Raw genomic sequence first — 12182 nt, 5'->3', positions numbered from 1 at the left:
TAGCACTTAAAAGCTTGTCACCAAGGTGCTACCGTCCCTCTTATTACTGATATTTATGCACGTATCTTTTTCAGGAGGAGATACTAATTTAAGATAAATTTGGCATTGATTACTTAATGATTAGTCAAAATCAACGTCATTAGGGAAGCGAGCAATTCTTGTACTCTTGCCTAAGTCTTCTTCAATTCGTAATAATTCGTTGTACTTTTCAACACGTTCTGAACGTGCAGGAGCACCAGCCTTTAATTGAGCTGAGTTGGTAGCAACTGTAAAGTCAGCAACGAAGGTATCACCAGTTTCACCAGAACGATGTGAAATCATTGTTGTGTAACCATTCTTACGTGATAAACGAACAGCTTCAAGAGTTTCAGTAACAGTACCGATTTGGTTAAGCTTAATTAAAATTGAGTTAGCCAAGCCATTCTTGATAGCTTTAGTGATTAATTCAGGGTTGGTGCAGACAGGATCATCAGCAACGATTTGAACTTTGTCACCCATTTTAGCAGTAAACTTCTCAAAATTATCCCAGTCATCTTCACTGAATGGATCTTCAATAGAAATAATTTCAGGGAACTTCTTAAGAAGACCTTCGTAATACTGACCCATTTCGTCAGCTGATTTATGAGTTCCTTCAAAATCATATTGTTTTGTCTTTGTGTTGTAGAAATATGAAGCTGCAGCGTCAAAGGCAATCGCGATTTCTTTACCAGGTGTGTAACCTGCTTTTTGAATCGCTTCATGTAACATTGTCAATGCTTCTTCAGAAGACTTCAAGTCAGGTGCAAATCCACCTTCGTCACCTAGTCCTGATTGATAACCAGCATCTTCAATAACTTTTTTCAATGTGTGATATGTGTTAGCAATCTTTTCAAAACCATCACGGAAGCTTGTTCGTTCAACTGGAGTGATCATGAATTCTTGCATATCAATACCATTATCAGCATGTTCTCCACCGTTGATAACATTATGGAATGTTTGTGGTAATTCAAGGTCTGCACCGCCAAGATAACGGTACAAAGGAATCTTTTCGAAATTGGCAGCAGCACGGGCAGTTGCCATTGAAACACCGAGAATAGCATTAGCACCTAAACGAGCCTTATTCTTAGTTCCATCAAGATCAATCATAATTTGGTCAACATTGCCTTGGTTAAATGGTGAAACACCTTTCAAGGCTTTGTTGATCTCAGTATTTACATTGTTAACAGCTTTGCTGACACCTTTACCCTGAAGACGATCGCCGCCATCACGTAATTCAACAGCTTCAAGTTCACCAGTTGAGGCACCTGATGGTACTTCGGCACGGCCGAGTGTGCCATCTGATAAAATGACATCTGCTTCAACAGTTGGATTGCCTCGAGAATCAAAAATCTCTCTTGCTTTAACCTGATCAATATATACTGACATATAAAAAATCCTCCTCATATTTTACCTCGAAAAAAAGGACGTCTGCCATAGCTAAATAAGCTTGGCAGACGTCATCAATTATCCGAAAATAATATTAACGCGAACGTCATCGCGTTTAAGTTTTTACAAGATCAGTATAGTTCAGGTTTTTTAATTTTGCAAATTTAAATGTTAAAAATGAAAGCACCAAAACTAATTGCAGTAATTCCCACAATTAAAGAACCTAAGACATACTCTACTGCAATCCAATAACGCCGCTCTTGAATTAAAATTATCGTTTCAAAACTCAAGGTTGAAAATGTTGAAAGGCCCCCACAAAAGCCAACGCCACCCAACGCATACAGATTGCCAGTTTCTAACGTTAATGTTGCAAACATGCCCAATATTAAACAGGCTAAAACATTAATTATTAAGGTTCCAAAAGGAAAATAAGACGGGACCCGTTTTTTTATATATTTTGTCATCTCATAACGCAAAATTGCCCCAAAACTTGCACCGATTCCAACCAAGCTCACTGTCACCATTCTGATTTGTCCTCCCTTGGATGTAACTTCTCACCAAGAAGAATTCCCAGCCACGCACCAATGATGCCACTAATCAAGCTCAAGGCTGCATAGCCAAATCCCAATAAGTATTGATGATTAGCTAATAGATCAAAGATTTCTAATGAAAATGATGAAAAAGTGGTAAATGCCCCAATCAACCCGGTTCCGATTCCCAAAGTTAACCTCGCTGAAATACGTTCATTCAAACTCCACGCGGTTGTTATTAAAGCCAATAGAAAACTACCGATGATATTAATAAATAGTGTCGGCACAGGAAAATAATCTCCAAATGGAATCAGTTGATCGAGCCCATAACGTAAAATACCACCTGCAAACGCAAAAATCCCAATAACTAGTTCATCCATTTAGGACATCTCTTTTCTAAACCGTTTAAAATCATAGTTAATAGTTTACCAAAATTTTTGGTTTCTGAAAAGAACGTTATTTTCATGCTGGTTTTCAAAATTTCATAAAACAGGCACAAACAGGATAAATAAGGAGAGTACAGGATTAACACCCCACGTGGCTGTAAGGATAAATGAATACTGTGCAAAATTTGTGCAAAATGTCCCCAAGACTAAAATGAATAAAAGCAGGTTTGATAATTCAAACTTGTTTTTTTACACACATAAAAAGCCCCACCACCATATAGGCAGTGAGGCTATAGCTAGTGGTTATCACACATAATGCAATAGCCATTTTATTTTGCATAATATCAGCTTTTCCAAATCAAATTAAGCATATTACAATTTTACGCTTATTTTATTAAGTAGACAATTTTTAAAAGTAGTTCCTTAACATCAAAAAAGCCTCGCCACCAATTAAGGTAGCGGGGCTTCTTGTAAATTTAGTTCTAATTATCAAATCTAAACTTATGCTTCGGATCTATTCGATGGACCACAAAGCAATCATTTTCATAATACCCATGAATTCTAAACTCATTATGTCCACCATTACCAAAATGATAAGTGGTTCGTAAAACCGAATTTATTTTTTCCTCATTTTTTGCACCATTTGGTCCATCAGTTCTTAAATAAAGTTTTTCGGTCTCTGTAATGCTTAATCCCTTACCCACGGTATCTATTAGAAACTTGCTAAAATTTTTAAGACCTGCCGGGCTTAATTTCTTGAAAGTATAACCATTCTCAAGAGTGTGATCAATTACCAGCTTAAATTTTACCGATGATCTTTTATCACTGGTTAGAGGCATTGCTTTTGCTTTTGCACTCTTTGGTAAAGTTAATTCACTAACTTTCGAAGTGGTAGAGTTATATGCTGTTAGTTTATGTGACATTTTAATCACCATTATAAATGCTCAGGTAGTAGTTGGCCATGTCTTTTGGACTAATTTTTGTATTTGAAGGCATACCATCATCTAAACCGATTCGAGCATTTTTCCACGGTAATTCTTGGTGTGTCAACGCTTCTAATTCATTAGCAGATTTCTTCCCATAGGTTACCCAAACCGATTCAAGCAAATCCTTTGCTTGTGGATCATCAATGATACTTTTCTTCTTTTTCGGTATCTCAGTCCATCCATAAGAATGGTATTCTTGCCACAACTCTGGTGAAACTGGGCCATGCGCCCATGCCTCAAATGCTGTATTGCTCATCAAACTTTGCTTCATTAATGCTTGGCTCCACGCTTCCGCGTAATAAGTCAGTTTTTGCAATTTCTTTGGAGTCATTGAACTTTTGGTCAAAAACCAATCAGCAACCTCAAAAACAGAATATGTTTTCATATTTTTAACCCCCAAATCGTCTTTCTATTTTAATTCTATCACAGTCTGTCAATCACTAGATGTTGTCATAAAGAATTATGTTCTTCTATATATTGAAAAAGCCTCACCACCAATTAAGACAGTGAGGCTATAGTTAGTGGTTAGTGCAGATTTTGCACTAACCACTATTTCCAAAATGGAAATTGTTGCTATTTAACTCTAAGTTTTTGTCCTACATAAATATAATTTACGTTTGATAGTTTGCTTAGAGATTTTATTTTAGCGGGCGTCGTACCATATCTAGTTGCAATAGCACTTACCGTATCACCACGTTTAACTGTGTAATAGGTAGCCTTAGCTTTAGATTTCTTGGCAGTAGTCTTCTTAGCAGGGGTCTTTACAGACACATAGCTTTTTAGAGACTTGTTGGAACTAGTGTAAACGCCACTTGCAGTTTTGAATACCCAGAAACGACCGTTGAAGTAGGTGTTACCTCGAAGGACAGTGCCCTTTTTGTGATACCATTTCCTGCCTGTCAAATTAGGCTTGCTATAGCTGTAATCATTAGTCTTAAACTTAAGTGCCTTAACACTCTTGGCATTATAATAGGAGCTAATATCTTGAGCTAACGCCCAACCTACTGCTTTGCCATTGCGATATAGCAACACAGCCTCATTAGACTTAGAGTACGTAATCTTTTGAGTTGATTGTACTCGATAAGTAGGACTTTTGACAGACGCTGGAATCTTAGTCCTTGGATTGTACCAGTGAGTAGCAGACGACTTAATCATAACTTGCCAGTTCTTTTGAATACCACCATACTTATAAATCTTGGTCGATTGCTTAGAAGCATTAGTTGATCCAATCCACCAACTCAATGGTTTTAGAGATCGCATAATCGTACTTGCGTCAGTTGATTTGGCAATAGAACTAAAATAATGTGCATCTGTATATTGCCACAAGTGATAGTTTTGTGGACTTGGTACGGAACTCTGGTAAGCGGCCAACCAGTAAGCGTCATAATACTTATAAGCGGTTGGAGCATAGCTTTGCTGGAAACCACGATATGAATAAAAGATGATGTGTTTATTGGTCAATTTATTTAAAGTTTTGTACCATTGAATATTGGCCTGGTTATAGACACTTCTAGCGGTTGTCAGCTGTTCCGCATCATTGACGTAAAACAAAGCCTTTGAAGCCCGGTTATACAAGTCCTTAGCCTCGGTTGCTGCATCAGATACAGAAGTAAATTGACCGAAACTATAGACGCCATATGGCACCTTGTACTTAGTCATTAACGCCACATTGTGAGCAAACGTCTTATCACGGTAGTTGCTACCGTACTGCACTCGCAAAATAACAAATGATACTTGTGATTTGAGTTTCTGGACTTGACTAGCCGTGAAATTTCCTTGCCATTCAGAAAAGTCACCAACTGGTTTTGGCACAGTTGATGCTTTGGAATTTAATCCAAAAGAAAAAGCCGCTAAAAAAGTGACCATCACAAGAATTATTTTATTTTTTAATTTCAACTTTACGCCTCCTATTTCTGATCACGATTCGGCTGCGTTTCAACCGTTTTGCTTGCTTGAGACGTGGATTCTGTCGCATTTTCGCGGTTATCTGATGGATAAGTGACCGTAGTAACGTCTGACAACACGCCTACCATGCCCAGAATCGTTAACACAGTATTAACAATTCCGATCACATTTTGCCAGTCAACGGGATAATTAAATCCAAAAGCCACAAATAACTGTTGAATCAATACGATTCCCAGGCTGATCAGACTAGCCCATAATTTTCCATCACGCCAATTAATTTTCTTCATGCTTATTTCCTCCGTAGTTTCTGATTTTTGAATAGTGTTTTGATTTCTTCGTCATGTCTGGTTAAGTGCTTATCCTGGTCATTCAGCCGTCTATCGTGCTCCCTGTGCACATTCTTGGCATTGCTCCCAATTCCTTCGACCTGCTTGGTTAACTGATCAATGGAATTCTGTAGCAGCTTATTGGACCACTGCATAGGCTTAGTTATCGCGATATTGGCTAGCCATATAAACAAGCCGATTAAGATTACAATAATGCCAATGATGGCACTTAACTCACCCCACGAAAGTCCGAAAAAATAATGTGGTCCCATATTGTCACTTCCTATATATTATTCAGCAGCAGAACTAGCAGATGATGCAGCGCTGGAACTAGTTGCTGCACTAGAATCATTTGTGCCATCAGGCAAATATAAATTATCCTGTAACTTATCAGCTTGATCTTGGAAGTCGTCACGATCGCTACGTACCTCAGCTTTGTTGGCATCATAAGTTGCCTGATCAGAAATGTTCATAGATACATTTGAGCATGTTTGACCGGCGGCAATATTCGTAGCAAACGTAGCAACCTGTTTATCGCCAACAGTGGAAGCGCCTGTAAATTGAATTGATTGAGATGTTTTTAAACTCATAATATTTTCCTCCTAATTTTTGTGTATTAAAAACGCCAGCTATTTGTTAGTTGACGTTTCATGTGCTTGTTTAAGTTGCTGTTGAGCCATAGTAATGGTGACCTGTAAATCAGCTTTGGTTCGTTCAAGCTCCATAATATGCTGATTTAAATTGTAGATTTCAACATTGGTAACCTGTTCCTTATTTTGATACTGTGCAACCTGTTGCTTAAGTGACTCGTTCTCTTGCTTAATTTGCTCATGATTATTTTTATTAGCCATTGGCTACGGTACCTCCTAAATTTGTGACAATTGATTTTTTAATTTGAGCTTTAACATCATTCATTGACATAGCCGTGAAGTCATTATCATTGATTAGAATAAAGCCTTCCAGATGTGTGTGATCATCATATGTTGCTAGATAATTAATTTGGCGCATAGTAACACCGCTATTGCCTAGGTCATTATTATCTGCAATAGAGATAGTACCAATTTGTAAATCATTCATTATTTTTTTGCCTCCAATTTAGAAATTCTTAGCTCGTATTCATTAATTTTATCGTTCATTTGTCGCATCTTTGGTAATAAAGGAAGCCATGCACGATCATACTCAATTCCTTCGATCGTATGGTTATTGCCATACTCAACAAACATGTCAAGCCCAGCATCACGTAAGTCCTCTGCAATCAAACCATAGTTGTCCTTGATTGAAATGTCTTCACTTTTGGTATTGTCTGTTAGGGTTTGTGCATAACTATCAACGGCGTGTTTGTCGTTCCAAGTTGAGACGTGCATAGTTAACAGCTTATCGGCCAAACTATCCTCATCAATAGCATGCTTAATATTGTATTTATATTTGCTTGCAGATGTTGACCTAGATAAATGACCGTTTGCAGTGATATAGACGTTAGATGATCGTGACGATGTGAAATTGTAAATAAAATCACTTAAAACGGCTTCGGAGCCTGAATACGAGCCAACCTGCAAACCCCAGTCGCTTCCATTAGCAACAACACGCATACGTAAATCACCTGGCATTTGATTTAAAGTTGTGGAAAATAAGCTGCCAGTTTGGACCTGAGGTGTTTGTAAAACATTACCCAGATAAGACTTGTCTCCAGCAGCGTCGGTATAGTAATATCCAGTTGGATCTGCATAGGTTCTTTGCAGAACGTTGCTTGTACTACCTTGCTTATACATATCAATTTTATAATAACCCGGCGCATATTCTGTCCAAACATTATTTGTCATGCCAGACGTGAACACGGAACTATCATTAATAGCTCCCCAAGTACCATTTACATAACTTTGCATAGTGCCTTGATCTTCAATGACGCCATGATTAAATGTTACATCGCCACTAGCCTTTTTGGGTAAAAACCAACTGGTATCTTGTGTGTAGTTATAAGATTCAGTGAATTGACCGTTTAAGCCGAGATTTAATGTTGGCGTATTAACGGTTATACCAGTGATAGTTTTACCATTAATGCCATTAGCAATTAACTGGTCAACATTGATGTGACTAGCATCTAGGATACCAGTAGTAACCTTGCTGGCATCAAAGTTAGCAATCTTAGCGTTAGTAATGGTGGCGTCCGCAATCTGGGCGGTACCAATCGTACCGGCCTTGATGTTGGTCTGGCCATTTAACATGATTTTGTTGAAGTCTAGTAAAGCCGTGCCACCAGCCGACAGGCTAAAAGTATACGTAGTGCCATCCGGATTCTTGAAACCAACTCCGGCGCTGTTGATCGTCTGTACCATCTTACTGCTGGCGTCATTGCTAGCTGTGGTGATTTTATTGGTCAGTTGGCCGCTAAGCTGCGTTAGTTGGTCACTAGATACCTTGTCGCTAACGGTAGATTGTAGACCTTTGGCCGTAACTTGTAATTTGGTGATATCGTCATGGTTGTTGGTTGCTAGTGTTTGTGCACTGTCAGCCGTCTGTTTAACCTGCGTAAGAGCCGTGACAGTTGCATTGTCTGCCGGATTAGGACACCAATCAGTAGCTAAACTGCCTTTTTCTAATTTAAGTTCCTTGTATTGTACCCCGCTAATTGCGGCGTTTTCTGCATAGGCTCTAATATCAATATCTCCGCATGTACTACTAGAGGTAGCGTTATAGGCAGTTATTGTTGAATATCCATCGGTACCAGCAGGGACACCTGTTCCGACGCCAAAGTTACCCTTATCAGTCCATATCACCAAATTAACAGTGTGAGTCGTTGTGTTGTGAATAAAAACTCTTGCCGTGACTTGGTTACTTGCTAAAATGCTTAGCTCGTCTGAACTAAAATTGTGAAGACTACCACCCCAAGTGCTACCAGATGAATCTGGTGCGGTCTTTAAATCTCTACTTGTTCCAACTAGCAAGTTAGTTCCGACTGAACTATCTTGTACCTGTGTCTGAACAGTTTCTAAAGTGCTACTGACTTTCGTGGCAGTCTGCTTGAGTTGACTAATATCATTCTTGTTAGTGTTGTTGTCAGTATTCAAAGAACTAAAATTAGAACTCAATTCTTTAGATGATGCTTGCAAAGTACCAATATCAGTTGTGTGTTGACCGATAGTATCGTTGACTGTCGTAAATTGATCTTTAAACCCATTGGAGTCAGCTTGCAAGGTATTAATACTGGTTGTCTGCCCGTCAACAGTACCCTTAATACTGGACATAGTGCCATTAATTCCATCGGCAGTCATTTTAATCTGATTTTGAGTCCACGTCTGGGTAGAATATCCATCCAAATCAGTCTTAGTCAACTTAGCAGCTAGACCACCCTGTAACTCAGCAATGGTCATAGTCGATCCGTCTGTTAATATCTTATAACTCTGACTAACTGCTCCAGCAATTTGCTTGGCATCTTTAGAGTCAGCTGCGGCGGACGATGCCTGGGTTACTGCAGAACTAGCATCACTTTGAGCATTCATTGCACTAGCTACTGCACTACTTGCAGCTTGGCTTGCTTGTACACTTGTATCGCTGGCAAAACCGGCTTGATTAGCTGCTGCCATAGCACTTGATTGTGCGGCATTGGCATTGCTTACCGCTACGCTAGCTTGGACACTAGCATCACTAGCAGCAGCACTTGCTTGTGCTCCAGCTTCTTTCGCACCCTTAGCGGCGTTAGAAACCATGCTGTTAAAGGCGTTGCTTGAGTTTTTATCCGCCGTATCAAAGTCATTAAAGACCTGATTAAGCCGGTCTCTATCTACCGTTTCTGTTTTACCCATATCTTTAAAGTAAGGTGTGATAAAGCTATCCAAGGCGTTCATAGTGTTCTGTAGTCCGGCTGTTGGTAATCCAGCGTCCATTAGCACCTTAATGTCCATATCGTAGGCAAGCTTATCAGTTTGGTACTTGCGTCTTAGTGTTTGCTTTTCAGCTGGGCCCAATTGATTAGGATCGTTAATTTTACCAACGCCAGAAAACGCCTTATCAGCGGTTTGCTGTGCATTTTCAGCTTGTCGTGGTGCTTTATTAACATCGATACTAGCCTCGGCAATAATTTGGTTACTCATTAAGTCTCACCTCCTTCATCAACGCTATCAGCACCATCAGCGGTATCATCATTGGCTGTCTCGTCTATATCCGTAACATCACCGGAATCATCACGCATAATTAAGTCCGTCTTCCATAGTGTGGCTAGACTATCGCTAGTTCCTGATCCAGTATCATTAGTTCTGTGATAATCAAACCCCTGCAACAAATATGGACTGCCATTATTCGGATAGTAAGCAATTGTTTCTGGCTCGAACGGCATTGATGCATCAGTAACCGGATCAACAATCAAGCCGTCTGGTAACATTTTTGGTGTGTCAGTATGCCTAAAGACTAGTGATTCGGTAACCACATTGACACAGATTGATAGTCGCTTATCCCTATTGTTATAATGTCCAGCATTGAGGAATACATAAGGAAAATAAATATCATTACTTTGCAATTCATGATCACCGTCAACATAGTCGCCATTCCATTGTTTGAAGTCATAGTCAGATGTGTTGAACTTGTATGTTGGTGTCCATTTTCTAGCTTTAACGTTATCCATAGATGTAACTTCTACAGCCCCATTTGAAGCAGCTACTGCAAGCACCCAGCCATGTTCAAAATCTACAGAAATTCGTTTAAAGTTTTTGAGTTTACACATATTAATGACTGATTTATCACCAAGTTTAACAACCGTGTTTGGCTGATATTTAACACGTCCCAAGAAATCGCCGTCACTCTTAGTTTGAATGGTTGTCCATATTTCAGGCATGCCGTCCACAAAACGATAACCAAAACTGCTACCATGACCGCCACCTTGTAATACCATTGAATCCATATACGTACCATCAAGTTTAAAACGGTGATACTTAGTATCAGACGTTGGACCACGTTGTTTTGTACTAGCTGCATCATTGTCATAACCAGACGAGAAAATCATAAAACCATTGTCATTATCAATGTGGACATACTGGGGTGCTTTATAGATGCCTTCACCCCATGGATCCTTAAAACTGTTTTTAAAATTATACGACCAAACCTGTGTATAGTTTTCTTCGATTACTATTTCGGCCTCAGCTTTAAGAAATTCACCATCAATCTTGCAAGTGATTGTCCCCACATCACCATCATCTAACGTGATCTGTGCACCATCGTTAACATGCTTATCTTCCCATGCCGTATCATGCACACCAGTTATTGGATCAGTTTTTTGCCAGATGAATGCAGACGGTGACAGATAGGCATTCAGGTTAGTCGAATCCACAAACACCTTAGCAATGACCGTCTTAGAGTCCTCTGCCATTGTCCAGTTAGCACCGGTTGGTGTGACCAGATGGATAACGGCAACCTTCTTCCCATCTTTAATGTCATTAATTAGATTCTGCATCCGACTATTAATCTGATTTTGCAATCGAGCAATGAGATTCGGTGTTATGACATTGACTGTTGCAAACTCACCAACAATCACTTGATTTTGTGTTGGGTCGGCTTGCGAGACTGTCTTCTGAATAACACGTGCATCAACAGCTGCTTTAGGTAACATCTCCATATCTTTAATTCTAATGTGATCGCCTAATCCCGCTTGAAAATTACTGCTAATTTGAATTGAGTAATTAATCCTTGGATGATCAAACTTTGCAAGAATACCTTTCGCCCAATCTCTTAAAGCACTATGGTTTTCGATCGACTTAGAAGTTATGGAACCTTCAAGGAATTTCGGGCCATCGACGCCTACAATTCGAGTATTGTATTCATCATTAGCTTCAACATTTTCTACATATGGAACACCGTTATTCACATCTTCAATACCATCACCATTTGAATTATATGGATATAGCCGTGTAAACAAGTTCTCATCTGTGCTTACTCGCTCCATACTTACTAGTTCATCGCCATATGTTACCGGAACACCATCATCAACGCCTAGCTCATGCACGATGTCGAAAGTTTTAGTTGTTGGTTGCCCAGCAGAATCAAACTCCATATATGCGTCAATTTCACAGTCATATGTTTGACATAATGCCTGTAATTTTGCCTGTGCGTTCTCTGACTTTGAAAATGTAATCGAGGCTGTACCACCGGTCTCTTCAACTGTGCCAATCGTCCAGCTTGTCTTGGCAAGCAATGCTCGGAAAGCATCTTCACAGCTTGCCATTGGCGCCTTAAGATCATCTAATTTAGTGTGGATTAAATCCCAAATCGCCAAATTGACGCCAACACAAGATTTGTAATGTGTACCAGAAGCGTCAATAACGTCTTTAATGTCGGTCAATCTCATTACATACCAATGATTATTGGTTTTATCCTTATAAGCAAGATGAGCTCCTTGGACAATTTCCTCGGTTTCTGGATATCCATATGGCACGTAAATTGATGACAGTGTGTGATTCCAATTCTTTGTATTTGCGTTGGGATCAACGGTATTGAAAGATTCACTTTGATCATCTAATGTTGGACTATTACTCTGATCAGCAATTTGAACTTCGACAGAATCCCCCCAAAAAGGACATGTTCCAAAGCCGCCACTAACAGTCAGCATGCCAACCCTATTTAAATTTTTGTCTAAAATTACATACAAAAAATAGACCTCCT

13 protein-coding genes are annotated in these 12182 nt (G+C 39.3%); all 13 read right to left on the bottom strand.

Annotated features, from left to right (window positions below):
* Positions 1-120: 120 nt before the first annotated feature.
* The 13 genes from eno to ACLHK8_RS01520 all read right to left on the bottom strand — a co-directional run bounded on the left by eno (position 121) and on the right by ACLHK8_RS01520 (position 12168).
* On the bottom strand, positions 121-1404 hold the full coding sequence (gene eno, locus ACLHK8_RS01580) for a phosphopyruvate hydratase (RefSeq protein WP_057771994.1): 1284 nt from the start codon (positions 1402-1404) through the stop codon (positions 121-123).
* A 164-nt stretch (positions 1405-1568) separates the two neighbouring features.
* The gene (crcB, locus tag ACLHK8_RS01575; protein WP_057771992.1) at positions 1569-1928 is read right to left on the bottom strand and encodes a fluoride efflux transporter CrcB; all 360 of its coding nucleotides are present in this window, start codon (positions 1926-1928) and stop codon (positions 1569-1571) included.
* Positions 1922-2314, bottom strand: coding sequence for a fluoride efflux transporter FluC (locus tag ACLHK8_RS01570; RefSeq protein WP_057771990.1), 393 nt, complete (start codon positions 2312-2314; stop codon positions 1922-1924). Before ACLHK8_RS01570 ends, crcB begins: the two co-directional genes overlap by 7 nt.
* Positions 2315-2802: 488 nt before the next feature.
* A complete protein-coding gene (locus ACLHK8_RS01565; protein WP_434520380.1) occupies positions 2803-3255 on the bottom strand; it encodes an MAG6450 family protein in 453 nt (150 codons plus the stop codon).
* Positions 3245-3691 carry a Panacea domain-containing protein gene (locus ACLHK8_RS01560; protein ID WP_434520379.1) on the bottom strand — a complete coding sequence of 149 codons (447 nt, stop codon included), beginning with the start codon at positions 3689-3691 and terminating at the stop codon, positions 3245-3247. Before ACLHK8_RS01560 ends, ACLHK8_RS01565 begins: the two co-directional genes overlap by 11 nt.
* 188 nt (positions 3692-3879) lie before the next feature.
* On the bottom strand, positions 3880-5202 hold the full coding sequence (locus ACLHK8_RS01555; RefSeq protein WP_434520378.1) for a GH25 family lysozyme: 1323 nt from the start codon (positions 5200-5202) through the stop codon (positions 3880-3882).
* A gap of 11 nt (positions 5203-5213) precedes the next feature.
* On the bottom strand, positions 5214-5498 hold the full coding sequence (locus ACLHK8_RS01550; protein WP_367364891.1) for a phage holin: 285 nt from the start codon (positions 5496-5498) through the stop codon (positions 5214-5216).
* Between the two features lie 2 nt (positions 5499-5500).
* Positions 5501-5809 (bottom strand): hypothetical protein, encoded by a 309-nt coding sequence (locus tag ACLHK8_RS01545; RefSeq protein WP_434520377.1) that lies wholly within the window; start codon positions 5807-5809, stop codon positions 5501-5503.
* A gap of 18 nt (positions 5810-5827) precedes the next feature.
* Positions 5828-6127: a hypothetical protein gene (locus tag ACLHK8_RS01540; RefSeq protein WP_367364892.1), complete on the bottom strand. Its 300-nt coding sequence runs from the start codon at positions 6125-6127 to the stop codon at positions 5828-5830.
* A 39-nt stretch (positions 6128-6166) separates the two neighbouring features.
* Positions 6167-6388, bottom strand: coding sequence for a hypothetical protein (locus ACLHK8_RS01535; protein WP_367364893.1), 222 nt, complete (start codon positions 6386-6388; stop codon positions 6167-6169).
* A complete protein-coding gene (locus tag ACLHK8_RS01530; RefSeq protein WP_367364894.1) occupies positions 6381-6614 on the bottom strand; it encodes a hypothetical protein in 234 nt (77 codons plus the stop codon). The genes ACLHK8_RS01535 and ACLHK8_RS01530 overlap by 8 nt, the downstream gene beginning before the upstream one ends.
* Positions 6614-9625, bottom strand: a complete 3012-nt coding sequence (locus tag ACLHK8_RS01525; protein WP_434520376.1) for a hypothetical protein — start codon at positions 9623-9625, stop codon at positions 6614-6616. Before ACLHK8_RS01525 ends, ACLHK8_RS01530 begins: the two co-directional genes overlap by 1 nt.
* Positions 9625-12168, bottom strand: a complete 2544-nt coding sequence (locus ACLHK8_RS01520; RefSeq protein ID WP_434520375.1) for a phage tail spike protein — start codon at positions 12166-12168, stop codon at positions 9625-9627. Before ACLHK8_RS01520 ends, ACLHK8_RS01525 begins: the two co-directional genes overlap by 1 nt.
* Positions 12169-12182 lie beyond the last annotated feature (14 nt).

Origin of the sequence: Pediococcus sp. M21F004, from assembly GCF_051122535.1 — a bacterium.
Taxonomy (GTDB): domain Bacteria; phylum Bacillota; class Bacilli; order Lactobacillales; family Lactobacillaceae; genus Pediococcus; species Pediococcus inopinatus.
The sequence above is the reverse complement of the archived record's forward strand: the minus strand, read 5'-3'. Positions and strand labels throughout refer to the sequence as shown.